Source organism: Nocardia sp. MDA0666, from assembly GCF_003023875.1.
Taxonomy (GTDB): Bacteria; Actinomycetota; Actinomycetes; order Mycobacteriales; family Mycobacteriaceae; genus Nocardia; species Nocardia aobensis.
The window spans coordinates 56,056-79,568 of record NZ_PYHT01000015.1 but is presented as its reverse complement, the minus strand read 5'-3'; the positions used below and the strand labels follow the sequence as shown (position 1 = coordinate 79,568).

General features: G+C 69.9%; 9 protein-coding genes. 8 read left to right on the top strand and 1 reads right to left on the bottom strand.

Annotated elements, in window-relative coordinates:
- Positions 1-31 precede the first annotated feature (31 nt).
- From C8258_RS20920 to C8258_RS20890, 6 genes are all read left to right on the top strand, one after another.
- Positions 32-568 (top strand): FxsA family protein, encoded by a 537-nt coding sequence (locus tag C8258_RS20920; protein ID WP_106956655.1) that lies wholly within the window; start codon positions 32-34, stop codon positions 566-568.
- Complete coding sequence (locus tag C8258_RS20915) at positions 565-2,160, top strand: amidohydrolase (RefSeq protein ID WP_106956654.1); 1,596 nt, start codon at positions 565-567, stop codon at positions 2,158-2,160. Before C8258_RS20920 ends, C8258_RS20915 begins: the two co-directional genes overlap by 4 nt.
- A 206-nt stretch (positions 2,161-2,366) precedes the next feature.
- Positions 2,367-3,956, top strand: a complete 1,590-nt coding sequence (gene lnt, locus C8258_RS20910; RefSeq protein ID WP_369974794.1) for an apolipoprotein N-acyltransferase — start codon at positions 2,367-2,369, stop codon at positions 3,954-3,956.
- Positions 3,957-4,326: 370 nt separating this feature from the next.
- The gene (locus tag C8258_RS20900; RefSeq protein ID WP_106956651.1) at positions 4,327-17,976 is read left to right on the top strand and encodes a non-ribosomal peptide synthetase; all 13,650 of its coding nucleotides are present in this window, start codon (positions 4,327-4,329) and stop codon (positions 17,974-17,976) included.
- A complete protein-coding gene (locus C8258_RS20895) occupies positions 17,973-18,962 on the top strand; it encodes a daunorubicin resistance protein DrrA family ABC transporter ATP-binding protein (protein ID WP_036501587.1) in 990 nt (329 codons plus the stop codon). The genes C8258_RS20900 and C8258_RS20895 overlap by 4 nt, the downstream gene beginning before the upstream one ends.
- 101 nt (positions 18,963-19,063) lie before the next feature.
- Positions 19,064-19,864, top strand: a complete 801-nt coding sequence (locus C8258_RS20890) for an ABC transporter permease (protein WP_106956725.1) — start codon at positions 19,064-19,066, stop codon at positions 19,862-19,864.
- A gap of 65 nt (positions 19,865-19,929) precedes the next feature.
- Here the strand turns inward: C8258_RS20890 and C8258_RS20885 are convergent, their stop codons facing one another.
- A complete protein-coding gene (locus C8258_RS20885; RefSeq protein ID WP_030517018.1) occupies positions 19,930-20,265 on the bottom strand; it encodes an RNA polymerase-binding protein RbpA in 336 nt (111 codons plus the stop codon).
- A gap of 205 nt (positions 20,266-20,470) precedes the next feature.
- Here C8258_RS20885 and C8258_RS33310 point away from each other — a divergent pair, with 205 nt between their 5' ends.
- Together C8258_RS33310 and C8258_RS20875 are read left to right on the top strand one after the other, a co-directional pair.
- Complete coding sequence (locus C8258_RS33310; RefSeq protein ID WP_223273776.1) at positions 20,471-20,797, top strand: hypothetical protein; 327 nt, start codon at positions 20,471-20,473, stop codon at positions 20,795-20,797.
- 1,426 nt (positions 20,798-22,223) lie between these two features.
- A complete protein-coding gene (locus tag C8258_RS20875; protein ID WP_146161290.1) occupies positions 22,224-23,510 on the top strand; it encodes a hypothetical protein in 1,287 nt (428 codons plus the stop codon).
- The last annotated feature ends 3 nt before the right edge of the window (positions 23,511-23,513 follow it).

Sequence of the window (23,513 nt, the reverse complement as noted above, 5' to 3'; positions counted from 1 at the left end):
TGGGCAGGGTAGATCGTGGAAAGGATCGCCGATGCCCGCCCTGTTGTTCGCCCTCTATCTCGTCGTCGAGATCGCGGCGCTGGTCGTGGTCGGCCACCTCATCGGTGCCGTGCCGACCATTCTGCTGCTCATCGCCGGATCCGCGCTCGGGTTGATCCTGGTGCGTTCCCAGGGCCGCCGGGTCTTCCAGCAGTTCCGCCGGGCCCGGCGCGGCGAAATCGCCCCGGGCACCGCCGTCGCCGACGGCGCGCTCGTCGGGGTGGGCGCGCTGCTGATGTTCGTTCCCGGTCTGGTCACCTCGGTGTTCGGACTGCTGCTGCTCCTGCCCACCCGCGCACTGCTGCGACCGCTGGTCTCGGCCGCGGCGCTGCGGCGCATCGATCGGCTGACCATGGCCACCGGATATCGCGGCGTGGTGGTGGAACCCTCCGGTGAGGTCGTCGACGGCGTGGTCGTCGAGCAGTACTACGACGACGGTCAGGGCCCCGCGCGGCGCATGATCGATCCCCGCTGGTCGACCCGCACTGATCGCATGCCGCCGGCCGTGCGGCACACTGGTCACCCGTGAGTACCCAGTTGCTGGTCGGCGGCCGAATCTACAGTTCCAGTTCCCCCGACGCGACCGCGATGGCGGTCACCGACGGCACCGTGGTCTGGCTGGGCGCCGAACGTCCCGGCCGCGCCCTGCATCCCGACGCCGAAATCATCGATCTGGACGGCGCTTTCGTCGCCCCGGCCTTCGTCGATCCGCACGTGCACGTCACCGCGCTGGGCCTGCAACTGACGGGTCTGGATCTGTCCCAGGCGAATTCGCTCACTCAGTGCCTGGATCTGGTGCGCGAGTACGCCGCCACGCATTCCGGAACGATCATCGGCGACGGCTGGGACGAGACCCGCTGGCCCGAGGGACGCCCGCCGACGGTCGAGGAGATCGACGCCGCGGCCGGGCCCGGCCGCGCGGTCTATCTGTCCCGTGTGGACGCCCATTCCGCCGTCGCCTCGACCGCGCTGCTCGACGCGGTGGCCGCCGTTCGCGCGGCCGCCGGATACACCGCCGGCGCACCGCTGCGCGCCGACGCGCATCACCTCGTCCGCGAGGCCGCTCTCGACGGTCTCGACCGCGCTCAGCGCGACCGGGCCCGGGCCACCGCACTCGATTACGCGGCCGCGCACGGTGTGGTCGCCGTTCACGAATGCGCGGGCCCCCAGATCTCCGGCCGCACCGATGTGCGCGAATTGCTCGAATTCGAGCACGGTGTGCAGGTGCGGGCGTATTGGGGTGAGGCCGTCACCTCCGCCGACGAGGCGCGGGCGCTGGTCGGCGAACTCGGCGTGCACGGGCTCGCCGGGGACCTGTTCGTCGACGGCTCGTTCGGCTCCCACACCGCCTGGTTGCGCGAACCGTATGCCGACCGCGACACCACCGGCGTCTCCTACCTCGACGCCGCGGCGATCGCCGCCCACGTCCGGGCCTGCACCGAGGCGGGAATCCAGGCCGGATTCCACGCCATCGGCGACGCCGCCGTCGATGCCGTGGTCGAGGGCTTCGCCCGCGTCGCCGGCGAACTCGGCGCACCGGCGGTGGCCACCCGCGGCCACCGCGTCGAACATGCCGAACTGCTCGATGCCGCCCAGATCGCGAAACTGGCCGAATTCGGTGTGATCGCCAGTGTGCAACCAGGATTCGACGCCGCCTGGGGTGGCGCCGAGGGAATGTACGCCACCCGGCTGGGCGCCGAACGCGCCGCGGCCACCAACCCGTTCGCGGCGATGGCCGCCGCCGGCATCTCCCTGGCCATCAGCTCCGACGCCCCGGTGACGCCGCTGAACCCGTGGGCGGCCGTCCGCGCGGCCGCGAACCACCGCACCCCGGGACACCACATCTCCCCGCGCGCGGCCTTCGCCGCCGCCACCCGTGGCGCGTGGCGAGCGGGCGGCGTGCGCGACGGTATCGCCGGCACGCTGGTGCCCGGCGCTCCGGCCAACTATGCGATATGGGACACAACGGAATTGGTGGTCGCCGCCGCCTCGGACACGGTGCAACGCTGGTCCACCGATCCGCGCTCACGCGTCCCCGGCCTGCCGTCCTTGGACGCGGGCGCCGAACTCCCGCGTTGCCTGCGTACGGTCCGTGAGGGAGTCATCATCTACGCGGCCTGAGGAAGGTGCGCGACCGACATCGGCCGCGCTTCGTCCCTGTGGGCGCGTGGCGGACGCCCGGCATGACTCGTTCGTCCACCGCCACTGCACGGACCCGGGTAACCGACGAGCGCCGTGGACATCGACGACGCGCCCCGGCCCGGCATGCGTGCGCCCCGGAGCCCGGCACCGGCCGGTGCGCGGTATCCCAGTAGGCTGGCGCGGTGCTGGGCGTGACGTGGCGGGTGTGGGGAAGGATCGGGGCCGCTGTCGTCGCCGGGCTGTTGGTCTTCGCGAGTTTTCCGCCCCGCACGTGCTGGTATCTCGCGCCGATCGGCATCGCGATCCTGACCCTGGTCGTGCGCGATGCGACGAGGGTGCGTGGCGGATTCGGCTACGGACTGCTGGCGGGGCTCGCGTTCTTCCTGCCGCTGCTGCCGTGGACCGGCATCTACGTCGGCCCGGTGCCGTGGCTGGCGCTCTCGGCCGCGTGCGCGATCTATGTCGGCCTGTTCGGGCTGCTGTCGCGGCTGGTGTGCCCGCTACCGGGCTGGCCGGTGTGGGTGGCCTTGATGTGGACGCTCACCGAATGGGGACGCTCCAGCTTTCCGTTCGGCGGATTCCCGTGGGGCCGGCTCGCTTTCGGGCAGGCCGACGGCTGGTATCTGCCGCTGGCCTGGCTCGGCGGTGCGCCGGTGGTGAGCTTCGCGGTCGCCCTGACCGGAACCGTTTCGGCGGCCCTGCTGCTGAGGTTGCGTCCCCGGGTAACCGCACGTGGTCCCGTCGTAATTATCACTCTCGCAACGCTTGTGGCTATTATCCCGATTACCGGAGTGATCCTCCGGACCGCGCTGCCCGCCCCGGACGACGGAGACCGGTCGATCACGGTCGCCGCTATCCAGGGCAGCGTGCCGCGGCTGGGCCTGGACTTCAACGCCCAGCGCCGCGCCGTGCTGGACAATCACATTCGCCGTACCGAGGAACTGGCCCGCGCGGTCGCCGCCGGCACCGCCGCTGCGCCGGATGTGGTGATCTGGCCGGAGAATTCCTCCGATATCGACCCGCTGCGCAATTCCGACGCCTACGACGAGATCACCGCGGCCTCCCGCGACATCCACGCCCCGATCCTGGTGGGCGCCGTCCTCGTCAACGACGACCGCACCACCACCAATTCGGTGATCGTGTGGGACGCCGACGGGCCGGGGGAGCGCCACGACAAGAAGATCATCCAGCCCTTCGGCGAATATCTGCCCTATCGCGGCTTCTTCCGTCACTTCTCCAGCTACGCCGACCGCGCGGGCTACTTCGTGCCCGGACACGGAGACGGTGTCGTGCACGCCCGCCCGTCGAGCGGTGGCCCGATGGTCGCGATCGGCGTGGCGACCTGCTACGAGGTCGCCTTCGACCGGGCCTTCCAGGATTCGCTGCGCGCCGGTGCGCAACTGCTGACCGTTCCCACCAACAACGCCACCTTCGGCGACAGCGATATGACCTATCAGCAGCTGGCCATGTCGCGGGTGCGGGCCGTCGAACACGGCCGGGCGCTGGTGGTCGCCGCGACCACCGGAGTGAGTGCCGTCGTCACCGCCGACGGGGTGGTGCGGCAGCACACCGGAAAATTCGTGCCCGCCGCACTCGAGGCGACGCTGCCGTTGCGCAGCGACACGACACCCGCGACCGCGATGGGTCCCCTTCCGGAACGCATGTTGTGTATTCTTGCTGCGGCCGTCGCCCTGGTCGCGGCTATCCGGCGGCGAACGATGCGCTCGACCCGTCGTACCGATGAGGACGTCACCGGCGACCCGGCATTCGACTGACGGCCACCGCAGTTCTCCCGGACAATCACACATCGCGGGTACCCGCGAATCGAAATTTCTCACACTCCGTCGATTCCGGGCCGCCCATCCGCATTCGCCGTTCGGTTGCACATCCGGACATCGTGCGCTGCCGATCTTGTCCTTGACGGGCGATCAGCGCTGAACGGCCGTTGTTTGCGGTGAAATAGCCAATCAATTGCTTCATCTGCCTGTGGCGTTCGTGGACGAAGATCACGACATCGTTACCAGTCCGGCCGCAACGGGGCTCCGAATCATAGGGCGTGGATCACGTCCTCCCGCTGGCGCGCGCTTTTCCGCCCGCGGATGGGGACCGGGGAGTTGCGTATACAGCGGCAGAACGGAGTGATTGATGAGTTCATTGGCCACCGATCGTGTCGACCAATGTGCTTCCGGCGAATTTTCAGCACAACCCTTCGCTCTGTCACCGGCGCAAACCGCCCTGTGGTACGCGCAGCGGATTCGACCCGATGTGCCACTGACCATCGCGCAGTACGTGGAGATTCACGGTGATCTCGATGTGGGCCGGCTGCTCTACTCGATCGAGCGGTTCGGCGCGGAATCCCAGGTGGGTCAGTTGCGCGTCGTCGAGATCGACGGTGTGCCGCAGCAGGTGGTGGATTCGGCGCATCGGCCCGGCTGGGCTCGGATCGATCTGCGCCAAGAGCCCGATCCGCGCGCGGCGGCGCTGCGGTGGATGAACGACCACGCCAGCAGCCCGATCGATATCGAACACGAGCCGCTGACCATCAACGTCGTCCTGCGCGTCGGTGACCAGGACTACCTCTGGTACTGCCGCGCCCACCACATCGTCATCGACGGCTACGGCTCCATGAACGCGCTCACCCGCACCGCCGAGATCTACACCGCGCTGGAGAACCACACCGAGCCCTCGGCCTCGCGGGCGACCCCGCTGGCGGAGATCTACGCTGGGGAGTCGCGGTATCGGGAGTCGAGCCGCTTTCGCGCCGATCAGGAGTACTGGCGTGAGCAGCTCGCGGGGGTGGGCGAGCCGCTGACACTGTCGTCGTCGGGGATCGCCTCGTCCATGCCGGATCCGGGCCGGCGCCTCGCGGCGGCCGTGCTCGACGCCGCCACCGAGACCGAACTCACCACTGCCGCCACCACATTCGACTCGCAGAATTCGGCGCTGGTGGTCGCGGCGCTGGCGGGGTACGTGCGCGCGGTGACCGGCACCTCCGATGTGGTGCTGAGCCTGCCGATGTCCGCGCGGACCACGGTCGCGCTGCGCCGTTCCGCGGGCGTGGTGTCCAACGTGGTGCCGATCCGGGTGCGATTCGACGCCGGCACCACGGTCGCCGATGTCGTCAAGGCGACCGAACTGCAGATCACCGGCGCCCTGCGGCACCAGCGCTACCGCCACGACGACATCAGACGCGACTGCGGCTATTCGCGCGATGCCCGCGGCTTCTTCGGGCCGATGGTCAACATCATGCTGTTCCACAGCGAACTGAACTTCGGCAGCTTCGTCGGCTCGCTCAACGTGCTGTCGACCGGCCCGGTCGAGGATCTGTCGATCAACCTCTACAACGGCGAGGGCGGGCGCATCCACGTCGATTTCGAGGCCAATCCGCAGCTCTACGGCGCGGCCGAGCTGACCCGTCACCACGAGCGGTTCCTCGCCTACCTGAACCGCTTCCTCACCTCGGATCCGGCCGAGCCGATCGCGGCGGTACCGGTGATCACCGAGGCCGAACGCGACGAGGTGCTGCGGCAGTGGAACGCGACCGCGGTGCCGGAGCAGCCGGGCACGCTCGCCGATCGGTTCGGCGCGCAGGCGCGGGCCACGCCGGATGCGATCGCACTCGAATTCGACGGCGACACACTGACTTACGAACAGCTACGCCAGCGCGCGGACCGGCTGGCGCGCATGCTGATCGCCCGCGGCGCCGGACCCGACACGGTCGTGGGCCTGGCCATGCGGCGCAGTCTCGACCTGGTGGTCGGCATGTACGCGATCGTGCGCGCGGGGGCGGCCTATCTGCCGATCGACCCCGATCATCCGGCCGAGCGCACCGCGCACATCCTCGAACAGGCCGCGCCGCTGTGCGTGCTGACCGCGGCCCGGGACGAGGTCGACCTCCCCGGCGACGTCGCGGTGATCGATTTACAACAGCTCGACCCGGCCGAGTCCGGCGCCGAGCCACCGATCACCGACGCCGACCGGCGCGCACCGCTGCGCCGCGACCACCTGGCATACGTGATCTTCACCTCCGGCTCGACCGGTAAACCCAAGGGCGTCGGCATCACCCACGCCGCCATCGTGAACCGCCTGGCATGGATGCAGCACCGCTATCCGCTCGACGACAGCGACACCGTCCTGCAGAAGACCCCCGCGACCTTCGACGTGTCGGTGTGGGAGTTCTTCTGGCCGTTACAGATCGGCGCGCGGCTGGTGATCGCCGCCCCGGACGGCCACCGCGATCCGGCCTATCTCGCGGGCGTCATCGCCGAAAAGGGTGTGACCACAGCCCATTTCGTGCCGTCGATGCTGTCGGTGTTCGTCACCGACACCGATGTGCGCGGCTGCGACGGCCTGCGCCGGGTGTTCTGCAGCGGTGAGGCGCTGCCCGCGGCGACCGTGCGCGATTTCCACGCCGCCGTTCCCGGCGCGCGGCGGGCCGGGTCCTCGGCATCGGACGGTGGGGCGCAGCTGCACAACCTGTACGGCCCCACCGAGGCAGCCGTCGACGTCACCTACTGGGCGTGCGCGCCGGAGAACGACGTCATCCCGATCGGCGCGCCGGTCTGGAACACCCAGGTCTACGTCCTCGACGAGACCCTACGGCCGGTCGCGCCCGGGGTGATCGGCGAACTGTATCTGGCCGGCGTGCAGCTGGCCCGCGGCTATCTGGGCCGCCCCGCCTTGACCGCCGACCGCTTCGTCGCCAATCCGTTCACACCCGGCGAGCGCATGTATCGCACGGGCGATCTGGTGCGCTGGCGGATGGATCCGATTCCGCCGGCGACCGGCGCCGACCGGCTGCCCGCGGTCCTGGAATACTTGGGACGCAGTGACTTTCAGGTCAAGATCCGCGGCCAGCGAATCGAACTCGGTGAGGTCGAGGCGGCGCTGCTGGCCGACGAGCGGATCGCCCGCGCGGTCTGCGTCGCCCACACCACCCCGGCCGGCGACGAGCTGGTCGGCTATGTGGTCGCCGCGCCGGGACGCACCGTCGACAGCGCCGCGCTGATCGCCGACCTGCGCGGTGTGCTGCCCGGGTACATGGTGCCCACCGTGGTCGTCGTGCTCGACGAATTGCCGTTGAGCGCCAACGGAAAAATCGACCGCAAGGCCCTGCCGGCACCGGAGGCGCCCGCGCGCCGGGGCGGCGACAGCATCATCGAGCCCCGCACGGCCACCGAACGTCAGCTGGCCGTCCTCGTCACCGAGGTCCTCGGCTGCGAGAGCCTCGGCGTCGAGGACAGCTTCTTCGACCTCGGCGGCAATTCCCTGTCCGCCGCACGGGCCGTGGCGCGGATCAACGCCGCCTTCGGCTCCGGGCTGACCATCCGGGATCTGTTCGAATCGCCGACGGTCGCCCAGCTCGCCGAGCGGATCGGCGCGCACGGCGTCGACCGGTCCTCCCCGAAACTGGTCGCGGGCCCACGGCCGCAACACATTCCGCTCTCGCTCGCGCAGCAGCGGCTGTGGATTCTCAACCGTTTCGCCGAACACGCCGGCGCCTACAACATGCCGCTGGCCGTCGAGCTGTCCGGACCGCTCGAGGTCGAGGTGCTGCGCGCCGCGCTGCTCGACGTGCTCGAACGGCACGAGAGCCTGCGCACCACCTTCCCCGATTCGCCGACCGGCCCGGTCCAGGTGATCCATCCGGCCGAAGAGATCCCGCTGAACCTCGAGCCGATCGACGTCACCGGTGCCGACGCGCTGGCGCTGGCCACCGAATACGCCGGATACGGCTTCGATCTGCGCAGCCAGGCGCCGATCCGGGTGGCGCTGTACGCCACCGGGCCCGACGAACACGTCTTCCTCGTCGTCCTGCACCACATCTGCGGCGACGGCTGGTCGGTGGCGCCGCTGGCTCGCGATCTGATGGGCGCGGTCGCCGCGCGCACCACCGGACAGGCCCCGCACTGGGCGCCGCTGCCGGTGCAGTACGCCGACTTCGCGCTATGGCAGCGCGAACTGCTGGGCGACGAGACCGACCCCACCAGTGCGCTGGCGCGGCAGCTGGCCTACTGGCGCACCGCCCTGGCCGAACTGCCCGATCAGCTGGACCTGCCGCTGGATCGCCCGCGCCCGCGTCAGCGCGACACCGCCGGTGGCCGAGTCGAATTCACGATTCCGGCCGAAACCCGGCGCGCGGTGGCCGAGGTGGCCGCCGAACGCGGCGTCAGCACGTTCATGATCATGCACGCCGCCCTGGCGAGCCTGCTCTCGCGTCTGTGCAACACCACCGATATCGCCATCGGCACCCCGATCGCCGGGCGCTCCGATCCGGCGCTCGACGACCTGGTCGGCATGTTCGTCAACACCCTGGTGCTGCGCACCGAGGTCGACCCCGCCACCGGATTCGACCGCATGCTCGATCGCGTCCGCGAAACCGACCTCGATGCCTTCGCCAATGCCGATGTGCCGTTCGAGCGGCTGGTCGAGGTCGTCAACCCGTCCCGCGACGCCGGCCGTCACCCGCTGTTCCAGGTGATGCTGTCCTACGAGAACTCGCCCGAACTGCGGGTCGACCTGCCCGGTCTCAGTGCCCGGGTGCTGCCGATGGATGTCGGCGTCGCGAAATTCGATCTGCAACTGATCGTCCACGACAGCGATGCCGCCGATGCCGAGGACGGCCCGCTGTGCGCCGAATTCGGTTACGCCGCCGATGTCTTCGACCACACCACGGTGCAGGCGGTGGCCCGGCGTTTCGTCCGGCTGCTCGACGCCGCGGTCGTCGCGCCGGAGACCGCGGTCGGTGATCTGCCGATTCTCGACGCCCGCGAGATCGGCAATCTGGTGCCGATCGCCGGTGCGCCGGGCGTGCCGCCGCTGAGCCTGGCGCGGCTGCTGCACGAGACCGCGGAGCGGGTCCCGGATCTGGTCGCGGTCCGATACCTGGGCCGCGACAGCACCTACCGGGAGATCGACGAGGCCTCCAACCGGCTGGCCCGGGTGCTGATCGAACACGGCGCCGGACCGGAGGTGGTGGTCGCGATCGCGCTGCCGCGCAGCCTGGCCTCGATCACCGCGATCTGGGCGGTCGCCAAGACCGGCGCGGCCTATGTGCCGGTCGACCCCGGCTATCCCGCCGAACGCATCGAGCACATGCTCAGCGATTCCGGTGCGATGCTCGGTCTGACCGACGCCCGCAGTCACGCCGACTTGCCGGAACGGCCGATGCACCGCGGCCGGCACCGCAAACAGGGCGCCGACTGGCTGCTGCTGGATTCCCCCGTCCTCACCCATGCCCTGGCGCGGGTCTCGTCCGCGCCGGTCACCGACCGGGATCGGCTCTTGCCGCTGCGCATTTCGCATCCGGCGTATCTGATCTACACCTCCGGTTCGACGGGCAAACCCAAGGCGGTGGTGGTCACCCACGGCGGTATCGCCTCGCTGGCGCACGAGCAGATGCATCTGTTCAAAGTCAACGATATGGCGCGCACGCTGCACTTCTCCTCGCCCTCGTTCGATGCCTCGGTGCTCGAATTGCTGCTGGGCTTCGCCGCGGGTGCCACCATCGTCGTCGCGCCGGCCGGACTCTACGGCGGCGCCGAACTCGCGCGGTTGCTGCGCGACGAGCGGATCACCCACGCATTCATCACCCCGGCCGCGCTGGCGACCGTAACCCCGGACGGCCTCGACGATCTCGAGGCCGTCATCGTCGGTGGTGACGCGTGCCCCGAGGATCTGGTCCGCACCTGGACCGCCGGGCGTCGCATGCACAACATGTACGGGCCGTCCGAGGCGACCGTCGCCGCCACCGCCAGCGACCCGATGGTCGCGGGCCGCCCCGTCCCGATCGGCAAGCCGGTGCGCGGGATGCGGCTGTTCATCCTGGATCACCGGCTGCATCCGGTGCCGCCCGGCGTCGCGGGGGAGTTGTACATCTCCGGACCCGGACTGGCCCGCGGCTACCTCGGCCGCCACGCCCTGACCTCGACCCGGTTCCCGGCGAATCCGCACGGGCGCCGCGGCGAGCGCATGTACCGCACCGGCGATCTCGTGATGACCGACGGGCACGGCGTGCTGCACTTCCTCGGCCGCGCCGACGATCAGGTGAAGATTCGCGGTTTCCGCATCGAGCTGCGCGAAATCGACCATGTGCTGCGCGCACATCCGGGTGTGCGGTTCGCGATGACCGTCGTGCACACCGGGGAGCACGGGGCGGCCCGGCTGGCCTCGTACCTGGCCGCCGACGCCGGCGCCGATATCGACCCGGCCGAGGTGCGCGAGACCGCGCGCCGCCACCTGCCGGCCTATATGGTGCCCGCCGCGATCACGGTGCTGGACCGGGTACCGGTGACTCCGGCCGGCAAGGTCGACCGCAAGGCGCTGCCCGCGCCGGTCTTCACCTCCGCCGGGCCGACCCGGGCGCCGGAATCGGAGCTCGAGAAGCGGGTCGCGCAGGTCTTCGCGACGGTGCTCGGCCATGCCGTACCGGGCGCCGAGGACAGCTTCTTCGACGCCGGCGGCAACTCCCTGCTCGCGACGCGGCTCACCGCCGCGCTGCACGCCGAATTCGGTGTCGAACTGCCGGTCCGGGCCGTCTTCGAAACGCCCACCGTGGCCGGGGTCGCGGCCCATCTGGAACACGCGCCGCGCACGAACCGGGTGGCGCTGACCCAGTACGACCCGCGCCCCGCCCGGATTCCGCTGTCGCTGCCGCAGCAGCGCATGTGGTTCCTGAACCGCTACGCACCCGAATCCAGCGCCTACAACATCGCTTTCGCGTTGCGCATCGACGGCGACCCGGATCTGCCCGCGCTGCGCGCCGCATTGGCCGATCTGGTCGACCGGCACGAGGTGCTGCGCACGATCTTCCCCGAGGATCAGGCCGGTCCGTATCAGCTGGTTCTCGACTCCGACCGGTGCCTGCCGGTGCTGGAACCCGTGGTGACCGACGAACGCGGCGCTCAGCTGGCGCTGCGCGACCTGGCCCAGCGCGGATTCGACCTCACCCGGGAGATCCCGTTGCGAATGACGGTGCTGCGCACCGGAATCCGCACCTACCAGCTGGGCATCGTGGTCCACCACATCGCCGCGGACGGCTGGTCGCTGGGACCGCTCACCACCGATCTGATGGTCGCCTACACCGCGCGCCGTGACGGCGCGGCCCCGGCGTGGGCGCCGCTGCCGGTGCAGTACGCCGATTTCAGTCTGTGGCAACGCGAATGCCTCGGCGACGAATCCGATCCGGCCAGCGCCGCGGCGGTGCAGCTGGGGTTCTGGCGCGAAACCCTTGCCGGCCTGCCGGAGGAACTGCCGCTGCCCTACGACCGGCCACGTCCGGCCGAGCCGACCAACCGTGCGGGTACTGTCCGGATCCGGATGCCGGAGGACCTGCGCGAGCGGCTCGACGAGTTGGCCCGCGCGCAGGGTGTGAGCATGTTCATGGTGCTGCGCTCGGCGCTGGCGGTGGTGCTGCGCATCGTCACCGGCGGCCGCGACATCGTCATCGGCACGCCGGTGGCCGGGCGCGCCGACACCCGCCTCGACGATCTCGTCGGCATGTTCGTCAACACCCTGATGCTGCGCTCGGACGTCGATCCCGACCAGGCCTTCGCCGATCAGCTGCGCGCCGACCGCGACGGTGAACTCTCCGCCATGTCACATGCGGAACTGCCGTTCGAGCGCATCGTCGAGGAACTCGGCCGCGACAACGGCGGACTGCGGCCGTTGCTGCAGGTCGCGCTCACCGTGCAGGACACCACACCGCCGGCCCTCGAACTGCCGGGGCTGCGGTTGCGGGCCGAGGAGCTCGACATCGCGGTGGCCAAGTTCGATCTCGAACTGCGGGCGCCCGCCGATACCGGTGACCTCGAAATGATCTACGCCGCAGAGCTTTTCGACGAGGACACGGTGTGTACGCTGGCCGAGCGCCTGCTGCTGGTGCTGGAGTCGGTGAGCGCCGACGCCCACATCCGGGTGCGCGACATCGATGCGCGCACCGAAATCGAACGCACGCACTTCACCCCGCGCCGCGGCCCGGCCGCCACCCCGCAGTGCAGCCTGGCGAACTACTTCACCGCCACCGCTCACCTGCATCCGCACCGCACCGCGATCCGTAGTGGCGACGACGAGCTCAGCTACGCCGAGCTGGAACGCTGCTCGAATCGGATTGCACGCGCTCTGATCGCCCGCGGCGTCGGCAGCGGCGACCGGGTGGCCGTCGGGCTGACCCGGTCGATCGAATCGGTGGCCGCCGCCCTGGCCGTCACCAAAGCCGGTGCGGCGTTCGTGCCCGTCGACCCGAACTATCCGGCCGACCGGGTCCGGCACATGCTCACCGATTCCGGTTGTGCCCTCGGCATTTCCGTGACCGCCCACAGGGACCGGCTGCGCCGCGCCACCGAGGGCAACGGCGCGGCGCCGCGCACCGAGTGGCTGCTGCTCGACGACGCGGCACTGCGCGCCGAGCTGGACGCCCAGGACGAGCGCACGATTACCGACGCCGAACGGCGGCGCACGGTGTGGACGACCGACCTGGCCTACCTGATCTACACCTCCGGTTCGACCGGAAAGCCCAAGGGCGTGGCCGTCACGCACGCCGGGCTGTCCAATTTCGCCGACGAGATCCGCGACCGGATGCGCGTCGACCGCGACGCCCGCACCCTGCACTTCGCGAGCCCGAGTTTCGATGCGGCCGTGCTGGATCTGCTGCTGGCGATCGGCGCGGGCGCCACCATGGTGATCTGCCCGCCCGATATCTACGGCGGCGACGAACTGGCCGCGCTGATGGAACGCGAATGCATCAGCCACACCTTCATGACCCCGGCCGCGCTGGCCACCATCGACCATCGGCGCTGGCCGCTGCCACACCTGCGCGCGATCATGGTCGGCGGCGAGGCGCTCGGCACCGATCTGATCGGGCGGTGGGCGCCGGGCCGGATGCTGTTCAACGGGTACGGCCCGACCGAGACGACCATCGTGGTCACGATCGCCGGACCGATCGCGGTCGGTGACCAGGTGACCATCGGCTCGCTGGTGCGCGGAGTGCATGCGGTGGTGCTCGACGAGCGGCTGCGGCCCGTCCCGGTCGGCGTGCCCGGCGAGTTGTATCTCGGCGGCCAGTCCGTCGCGCGCGGCTACTTCGACCGGCCCGGTATGAGCGCGGGGCGATTCGTCGCCGACCCGTACGGGCCCGCCGGCGCGCGGATGTATCGCACCGGCGATGTGGTGCGCTGGCGCGCCGACGGCGAGATCGTCTACCTCGGCCGCAGCGACCACCAGGTGAAACTGCGTGGTTTCCGGATCGAGCTCGGCGAGATCACCGAGGTGCTGGCCGCGCACCCGGCGCTGCGCTTCGCCCACACCGAGGTGCGCCAGATCGCCGGCACACAGCGGATCGTGTCCTACGTCCAGCCCGCCGAGCCCGGCGCCGCCATCGACGTCGAGGCGCTGCGAACCCATGTGGCCGCGCATCTGCCGGCGCATATGGTGCCCGGCAGCGTGACCGTGCTGGACCGGATTCCGCTGACTCCGACCGGCAAACTCGACCGCGCCGCGCTGCCGGAACCGCAGCAGATCACCACTGCGGCGCGGGAACCGGGCACCGACACCGAACGCCTGGTCGCGCAGGTGATGGCCGAGCTGATCGGCGCCGAATCCGTCGGCGCGGACGACAATTTCTTCGAGATCGGCGGAAACTCGCTGCTGGCAACGCAATTGGTGGCCCGGCTGAGCGACGCCACCGGGGTGCGAGTGCAGGTGCGTTCGGTCTTCGGCGCCCCGACCGTGGCCGAACTCGCCGCGCTGCTCGACGGCGGCACGGGCGACGGCGACCACGGCCCCGCCCTGACCCGGCGCGAGCGCCCGGCCCGGGTGCCGCTGTCCGCGGCGCAGCGGCGGCTGTGGTTCCTCAACCGGTTCAACGCCTCCTCGGCCGAGGACCTGTCCGGCGTCTACAACGTGCCGGTCGCCCTGCGGATGCGTGGCGCGCTGGACGTGGCGGCGCTGCGCGCGGCGCTGCACGCGGTGCAGCGGCGGCACGAAACGCTGCGCACGGTCTTCCCGGAAGTCGAGGGCGAGCCGTACCAGCGGGTGCTGGCACCCGGCGAGGCCGCGGTGGCGCTGCCGGTCGTCGATGTGGACGAGGGCGAAATCACCGGCACCGTACGGACTTTCGCGGCCGCCGGATTCGATCTCGCGTCGACCGCACCGCTGCGGGCGCAGCTGCTGCGGATCGCCGCAGACGATCACGTCCTGGTGCTGGTCGTTCACCACATCGCCATGGACGGCTGGTCGCTGGAACCGCTGGCCGCCGATATCGCGGAGGCGTACCGGTCGTATGCGTCCGGGTCGGCGCCGCAATGGACCGAACTTCCCGTCCAGTACGCCGATTACACGCTGTGGCTGCAGGACACGCTCGGCGCGGAGGACGATCCGGAATCGCCGATCAGCCGTCAGCTCGACTACTGGCGCGAGGCGCTGGACGGCATTCCCGAACTGCTGCCGCTGCCCACCGACCGGCGTCGTCCGGCGACGCCGAGCTACCGCGGCGGCACGGTGGACTGTGTCCTCGACGCCGACACCCACCGCGAACTGCAGGTCGTCGCCGCCCGCCACGGCGTCACCATGTTCATGGTCCTGCACGCCGCGCTGGCCTCGCTGCTGCACCGGATCAGCACCGAGCACGACATCACCGTCGGCACGCCGATCGCCGGACGCGGACAGCAGGCCCTCGACCCGATGGTCGGCATGTTCGTCGGCACCCTGGTCCTGCGCACGCCGGTGAGCGGCGCGCAGACCTTCGCCGATCTGCTGCGCGCCGTCCGCGACACCGACCTCGAGGCCTTCGCGCATGCGGACGTGCCGTTCGAGCGGCTGGTCGAGGTGCTCAATCCCGCGCGCTCGCAGGCGCATCACCCGATGTTCCAGGTCATGCTCTCGGTGCGGAATCAGCCGGTGCGCAGCCTGGAACTGCCGGAGCTGACGATCGAGGCGTGCGACGCCGATCCGGGGATCGCGAAATTCGATCTGCAGTTCACCCTCACCGAATCGTGGACCGAGCAGCGGGAACCGGCCGGCATCACGGTCTCGGTGAATTTCGCCCGCGACCTGTTCGACGACACCAGTGCCGCCCGCCTCGGCGCGCGGTTCGCCCGCTTGCTGGAGGCCGCGGCCGCGAATCCCGAACTGCCGGTGGGTGATCTGGAACTGCTCGACCCCATCGAATGGTCGACGCTGGCGCCGGTGCGGGGTGCGCTCGCCGGCCGGCCGGGGACACTGCCCGACGTCTTCGCCGCTGCGGTGGCCGTCGATCCGCGCGCGATCGCTCTGCGCACCGCGGACGCCGAGATCAGCTACGGTGCGCTGGACCGCTGGACCAACCGGCTGGCCCGGGTGCTGATCTCGCTCGGTGTCGGACCGGAAATGCTGGTGGCCCTGGGCATTCCGCGATCGATGGAATCGGTGGCGGTGACGCTGGCGGTGGCCAAGACGGGTGCGGCGTTCGTGCCGGTCGACCCGAACTACCCCGAACACCGCATCGCCCACATGCTCACCGATTCCGGTGCCACCCTGGGCATTACGCTCGACGCCCACCGCGATCGGATGCCCGCGGGCGCCGAATGGGCCGTCCTGGACGCACCGGCCCTGCAGGAGCGCGTACTGCGCGCCTCCGACGCGCCGATCGCGCCGCACGAGCGGCGGGGCCGGCTGCGCATCGAGAACCCGGCCTACGTCATCTACACCTCCGGTTCGACCGGCACACCGAAGGGTGTGGTGGTCACCCACGGCGGTCTGTCGAACTTCGCCGCCGAAACCGCCGAACGGTTCGACGTGCGACCCGACAGCCGGGTGCTGCACTTCGCCACCCCGAGCTTCGACGCGGCCATGCTCGATCTGCTGTTCGCCCTGGGCGGGGCGGCGACGCTGGTCATCGCCCCGACCGGGGTGTACGGCGGTCCGGATCTGGCGCGGTTGCTGGCCGAGGAGGACATCACCCACGCGTTCATCACCACCGCCGCGCTCGGCACGGTGGATCCGGCCGGGCTCGACTCGTTCCGGCACGTGCTCGTCGGCGGCGAGGCGTTGCCGCCGGAGCTGGTGGCGCGGTGGGCGCCCGGCCGCAACCTGCACAACGTGTACGGACCGACCGAGACGACCATCGTGACCCTGATGGCCCCCCCGATCGCGCCGGGGGCGCCGATCACCATCGGCGAACCGATCCGCGGCGTGCACGCGGTGGTGCTGGATTCGCGGCTGCATCCGACCCCGGCCGGCGTGGTCGGTGAGCTGTATCTGTCGGGTCCGGCGCTGGCGCGTGGTTACCACAATCGCACGGGGCTCAGTGCCCAGCGGTTCGTGGCCAATCCGTTCGGCAAGCCCGGCGAACGCATGTACCGCACCGGCGATCTGGTGCGCTGGGTACAGCGCGGTGGCCGCGCCGAAGTCGAGTACGTCGGCCGCACCGACCACCAGGTCAAGATCCGCGGTTTCCGGATCGAACTGGGCGAGATCGACGCCGCGCTGCACCGCCACGAGCAGGTCGAATGGGCCACCACGATCGGTCACCGGACCGCCGCGGGCGCCACCGCGCTGGTGTCGTATGTGAAGCCGCGCACCGGCACGAGTCCGACGGCGGCGCAGTTGCGCACCCATGTGGCCGGTCTGGTGCCGAGTTATATGGTGCCGCAATCGATCATGCTGCTGGAGTCGGTGCCGCTGAGCCCGGTCGGCAAGCTGGATCGCAAGGCGCTGCCCGAACCGGTCTTCGCCGCCGAACACGGCTACCGCGCGCCGTCGGGCCCGCTGGAGACGGCCGTCTGCGCCGCCTTCGCCGAGGTGCTGGGAGTCGAGAAGGCCGGCGCCGACGACGGGTTCTTCGATCTGGGCGGCAACTCGCTGCTCGCGACGAAGGTGGTGGCGCACATGCGTTCGGCCGGGATCGAGATGCCGGTGCAGCTGATGTTCGCCGAATCCACTCCGGCCGGTATCGCCCGGCAGCTGGCGGCCTCCGGCGAGGATGTGCTGGCGGTTGCGATGCAGCCGCTGCTGCCGATCCGGCCCGCCGGCGAGTCCACGCTCGAGCCGCTGTTCTGCGTGCATCCGGCGATCGGTCTGTCGTGGTGCTACGCGGGCCTGCTGGCGCATCTGCCCGGCGACCGCCCGGTCTACGGGCTGCAGGCCCCGCACATCACCGGTGAGCAGGAACACGACTCCATCCGGGCGGCCGCGAAAGACTATGTCACGCATATGCGTTCGGTGCAGCCGGAGGGGCCGTACCATCTGCTGGGCTGGTCGCTGGGTGGTCTGATCGCGCACGAGATCGCGGTCCAGCTGCAGGAGGCGGGCCAGCAGGTGGCGCTGCTGGCGATGATGGACAGCTACCAGCTCGGGGATCGCTGGCTCGACCAGGCGATGCCGGGCGTGGCCGACATCATCGGCGAATTCGGCAGCGATCTGCTCGGTGGCGACCACGGTGTGGACCCGGGTCTGACCCTGGACGAGGCGGCCGAGCTGCTGCGCAACCGGCCCGGCCCGTTCGCGGCGCTGACCATGGACCATCTGCAGCGGCTCTACACCGGATACGCCAACGGCACGGTGCAGGCGAACGGATTCCGGCCGCGGGTCTTCGACGGTGATCTGCTGTTCTTCACCGCCGCCGACGACGAGATCAACCTCGCCGACCCGCAGCGCTGCGCCGCGGCGTGGGAACCGTTCGTGACGGGTGTGATCTCCGACCGCAAACTGCGCTGCCGGCATTCCGGCATGACGACGCCGGAAGCGCTGGCCGTCATCGGCCCGGTGCTGCGGCAACAACTCGAGGCCGCCGCCGGCGGCGACACGGAGGAGACGCTGTGAGTTTGGCAGTGGAAGTCACCGATCTGGTCAAGACCTACGGCAAGGCCCGGGTGCTCGACGGCATCGATCTGGAGATCCCCTCGGGGACCGTGATGGGTCTGCTGGGTCCCAACGGCGCCGGGAAGACGACGACGGTCCGGATCGTCACCACCCTGTTGAAACCGACCTCCGGCAACGTCCGGGTCGCCGGGGTCGACGTGGTGCATCATCCGGCGCGGGTGCGCACCCGGATCGGGCTGTCGGGGCAGTACGCCGCGGTCGACGAGAACCTGTCCGGCTTCGAGAACCTGCGGATGGTGGCCCGGCTGTACGGGATGGACCACAAGAAATCCGCCGAGCGCGCGACCGAACTGCTCTCGGCGCTGGGACTGGAACATGCGGCCGGGCGCCGTGCGGGCACCTACTCCGGCGGTATGGCCCGCCGCCTGGACCTCGCCGGTGCGCTGGTAGCGCGGCCCACGGTGGTGGTGCTCGACGAGCCGACCACCGGCCTGGACCCGCGCGGGCGGCTCGACATGTGGAAGGTGATCGGCGACCTGGTCGACGACGGCACCACCGTGCTGCTGACCACTCAGTATCTGGAGGAGGCCGATCAGCTGGCCGACCGGATCACCGTGATCGACAAGGGCAAGGTGATCGCACGCGGCTCGGCCGACGAACTGAAGACATCGATCGGCGGCGACCGCCTCACCGTCACCCTCGCGGAGGGGCAGGACCCGGGCCCGGCGAAGTCGGTGCTGAGCGAGGTCGGTCTCGGCGAGCCCATCCACGAACCGGGCGCCGATCATGTCTCGATCGTGGTCGGCGACGGCACCCGCACCATGGTCGAGGCGTTGCGCCGGCTCGACGACGCGGGGGTGTGCGTGGTGGACGCGGAGGTGACCCGGCCGAGTCTCGACGATGTGTTCCTGTCGCTGACCGGTACGCCCGCGGAGCCGATCGAAGAATCCGAAACCGAAGACGTAGCAGAGGAGATCATGTCGTGAGTACCGTCGAAGCGGCGGTCGCCGAATCGGAGACGGCGGCAGAGCCCACGCAGACAGACGCGGCGGTGACGCGGCCCGACATCGACAAGGACGTCCATACCATCGCGGCGCCGGTCCGGGTCTTCCGCGACAGCGCGATCATCGCCTACCGCAATCTGCTCACCATCCTGCGGGTGCCGACATTGCTGGTCACCGCGACGGTCCAGCCGTTGATGTTCGTGTTCCTGTTCGCCTACATCTTCGGGGCGTCGCTGGGCGGCGGCCAGTACCGCGAATTCCTGCTGGCCGGCATCTTCACCCAGACGGTCGCCTTCAACGCCGCGTTCACCACCGTGGGCCTGGCCAACGACCTGCAGAAGGGCATCATCGACCGGATGCGCACGCTCCCGATGTCGCGGATGGCGGTGCTGATGGGCCGCACCCTGTCCGACACGATGGTCAACGTGGTGGCGCTGGCCGTCATGGTGGCCTGCGGCTATCTGGTCGGTTGGCGGATCAACGGCTCGGTGGCCGATGCGGCGCTGGGGTTCGCGATCATCCTGCTGTTCGCGTTCGCGATGTCGTGGGTGGGCGCGCTGACCGGGCTGATCGCGCCGAATGTCGAGGTCGCCCAAAGCGCGGGACTGATCTGGCTGTTCCCGGTCACGTTCATCTCCTCGGCCTTCATCTCCGCCGAGACCCTGCCGGGCCCGCTGCGCTCGATCGCGGAGTGGAATCCGATCACCGCGGTCTCGGCATCGGGGAGGAAATTGTTCGCCAACAGCTCACCGCCGACCTTCACCGCCCCGCACGGCTGGCCGGTCGATCACTGCGTGGAATACGCGGTGGCGTGTTCGGTGGCGATTCTTCTCATCGCGGTGCCGCTGGCGTTGCTGCAGTACCGCAAGGTCGCCAGCCACTGACCGTCCCGACAGCGAAAAGTCCCCCCGCACCTGCAGTGCGGGGGGACTTTTTGCTGTTCCTCGAATTACCGGCCGCGCCGGGTCTTGAGCAGTTCGAGGCGCTCCTGCAGCAGCTCCTCGAGCTCCTCCTTGGAGCGGCGTTCCAGCAGCATGTCCCAGTGGGTGCGCGGGGGCTTGACCTTCTTGGGTTCCTGGGTGGTGCCCTCGATCAGGATGCCCTCCTGACCGTTACGGCACAGCCAGGTCGGCGGGATTTCGGCGTCGTCGGCGAACGGGACGTCGAACTCCTCACCGTTGTCGGTCCGGTACCGCGCCACTCGACGTGGTGCCAGGTCGTGGTCGCGGTCCGTCTCGTAGCTCACCGCTCCGAGCCGGCTACCTCGGAGTACGCGATCTGCCATGGTGTGCGGTCCTCTCTGGCCTGTCGGCAACGTTCTACTGGACTATCAACGCGCCGGCGGCCCGATCGGTTCCCGCGACGGTCAACCGCAGTATTTTACGGTCTCGGCCGGGCCTCGCCGCCTTCGGCCCGGCCGGTAGCGGTGATTCGCCGGTTCCGGCGAGGCCCGGGCGCGGGTGGCGGGCGGGCGGCTAAGGTGTCGGGTCATGTCGCGCCGTGTGCTGTCGTCGTGCCTGTGGTGCGGCCGGGAAATCGCCGATACCGAGATCGGCCGTCGCCGCCGGTATTGCCGGCAATCCTGCCGCCAGCGCGCCTACGAACATCGAAAGGGGCTGGAGGGGACGGGTATACCGGAGGATTCGGTGGTGCTGAGCGCTCAGGAGGCCGCCGACCTCGCCGACCGCTGGTTCGCCGCCCGGTGCGCGGCCGAGGATGTCGCCACCGCCGTCGCCGAGGGCGCCGACCCCTCGGAGCTGGCCGAATTGACCGCCAATCTGGTGGCACTCGCCAAGGACGCCGAACGGCTGCGCTGACCGTGCCGCACGACGGCCGCGCCCGCGCCCAGGGTCACCACGCCGAGCGCGAGAAATGCGAGCACGGTGGCGCGATCGGGGTGGATCAACGGCACCGCCCGCAGCGCCTGCCACAACAGCAGCGCCACCAGCCCGGCGTACCCGAGGCCCAGCACACCGATCAACCGGGCGCGCACCCGTTCGTCGAGCCAGGGCCGCCGGCGTGCGAGCCAGGCCGTGATCGCGACCGCCGCGAGCAGGACCTGGATGCCGTGCAGTCCCGCGAAATGCGGAATCCGCAGATCACCGCCGATCGTGCTCCAATGCGTGATCGGCATGTCGCCGACGCCGTCGCGCACGGGCAGGGCGGTATCGGTCACCGTATGCCCGGCCGCCAGCCGCACCGGACGACCCTGCGCGTCCCGCACGGTCTGCTCGCCGGTGAAGCCCATCAGATATCCGAGCGCCATCCCGGCGACCGCGATGGCGAGCCCGGCGTGCACTGCCCGGCTGGTGGGGCGGTCGAGGACGCGCTGGCGGCACAGGATCACCGCCACGACCAGATTCGCCAGGAACAGGCCCGGGACCCCGGAGGCGAACACCATCTGGCCGATCGAATTGACCGCATCGGTTTCGGTGTCGAAGTGGCTGAAGGTGCCGCGAGCGGCCTGCACCACGATGAAACCCACGTCCACGACGCCGGTGACGGCGAAAACGGTTCCCGCCCACCAGGTCACGCGCGCACCGCGATGCGGCACCGACAGCAGCCACGCCAGGGTCAGCGTGTACAGGCAGAAGGCGATCCCGAACTTGCCGGGTTTGAGCCACACCGACTCACCGAGGATGCGGCGATCGTCGAACGGCATGGCGCACAGGCAGCACAGGGCGAGTGCCGCCATCGCCGCCGAGGTGCACAACAGCGGCCGGTGCCATCGGCGGGCGGGGGAGGTGATCGTGGTCATGACGCGAAGGTAGGAGCGGCGATGCCCGTCGCGCGTCCCCCGGACGTACTGTTCGGCTCTCATACTCCGGTACCGGTACGTGGCGGCGGAAGGCGAGCTCTGTCACGGGTTTTGCCTCCGGCGGTCTGTCGCCGACCTTATCGGCGCGTCGTGGATTGCAATTCCGAGTCGGACCGGAAGCGGTACGGCCACGGGACGGCTGCCGGCAGATAACAGGCCCATCCACGGTTGCCGACATCCACGCACACCCCGCGTGAATCCCGCTCGCGGCCTTGGCGTTTCGCTGCACAGGCCACGGCGAACGGGATGCCGCGGCTCGAGACGAAACCGAAATATGCTCGCTACCAGGCAATTCGGGCATTGTTCGGCGGCGCGGCTTGTCGGACCATCCGAGTAACTTGGCGGTTATCAGCCCCATCGAAAATCTCCGGGGCTTCGTATCAAGGGGGCGGAGGGCCGTGTCGAACATCGACGAGCGTATCCGGATGGCAGTGGAATGGCTGCGCGGCAGTCAGTTACCGCATCTCGACGGGGGTGCGGGGTGGGGCTGGATCCCCGATGTTCCGCCGAATCCGCAGAACACCGCCGAGGTGGTCTGCATCCTGCATCGGGCCGGGTGCGAAATCCCGCGTGCCGCAAAAGTTGCCATGCTGGTGCGGGCAACGGTCGTGCAACGGCCGATCGGCGACGAATGGTACTTCCGCACCCCGATCGACGTCGCGTGGCGGATCCGCGCCCTGCGCTGTCTCGGAATCGCGGAGACCGACACCGATCTGGCCGGGGCCGTGCGAAATCTGCTGGACCAACAGGATTCCGAAACCGGCGGCTGGCGCATGTCGGGCTTCCTGGGCCCGGTGTCGATCACCGCGACGGCTGCCGCGGTCGAGGCGCTGATCGGTGGCGGGGCCTTCGACGGTGAACGCCACCAGGCCATCTCGCGGGGCATCGCCTATCTGGTGTCGTCGACGTATCAGGAGCCGCGGACGTTGCCGATGTACGCGGCGGCCCACATCGCCGCCGTGCTCGCCCGGCCGGAGATCGTCCGGATCGGTGACAAACGCGCCGAACGCGCGTGCGAGCTGGCGGTCAAGCGACTGCTGACCGGACTGCGCCGGGGTGAGTGGGATATCGAGACCGAGATCTTCCGCCGTGACGATCTCGTCGACACCTGGCGCCATCTCACCCTGCACCTGGCGGTCGGGGCGGTGATCGCGGCCGACAGCCGCACGATCTTCGACCCGGCCGTGCGGGCGGCGATCGTCGCGCTGCTGGATATGCAGGAGATGGACGCACTGGCCATCTACCGGGGCGGTTTCCGCATCTCGGACGAGGGGCCGGTCACCTCGTATGCCACCACGCAGGCGCTGGAGGCACTGCTGCAGGTGCGCCCGGCGATCAACGAGCGCGTGAATCCGGCGAAGGTGTACGACGAGATCTGCCGGGTCGACGGCGCCCATCGCACCGACCCGCAGGCGATCGCCACACTGGGCGGGCATCGCCTGCTGATGAATTCGACTGCGGGACAGGCGTTGCTGGTGCTGGCGGCGTCCGCCGGCGCGACGGTGTTCGCGTTGGCGGTCGGTTTCGACACCGTATTCGGCACGGTCGGCAGCCGCGCGCTGGTGGTATGGGGCACGGTACTCATCGCGGTGGGCACGTATTGCGGTCTCGCGACGCGCTTTCCGCGACTACCCAAGCGGCGGGTGGCGAGCGCGGTATTCGCCGCGTTCACCGCGCTGGTCATGCCGGTGGTCACTTATCTGCTCGCCTGAGCC

Coding starts and splice junctions, on each gene's coding strand:
- C8258_RS20875 (WP_146161290.1), top strand. CDS start 22,224: ATGGCAGTGGAATGGCTGCGCGGCAGTCAGTTACCGCATCTCGACGGG.
- C8258_RS20900 (WP_106956651.1), top strand. CDS start 4,327: ATGAGTTCATTGGCCACCGATCGTGTCGACCAATGTGCTTCCGGCGAA.
- C8258_RS20920 (WP_106956655.1), top strand. CDS start 32: ATGCCCGCCCTGTTGTTCGCCCTCTATCTCGTCGTCGAGATCGCGGCG.
- C8258_RS33310 (WP_223273776.1), top strand. CDS start 20,471: ATGTCGCGCCGTGTGCTGTCGTCGTGCCTGTGGTGCGGCCGGGAAATC.
- C8258_RS20885 (WP_030517018.1), bottom strand. CDS start 20,265: ATGGCAGATCGCGTACTCCGAGGTAGCCGGCTCGGAGCGGTGAGCTAC.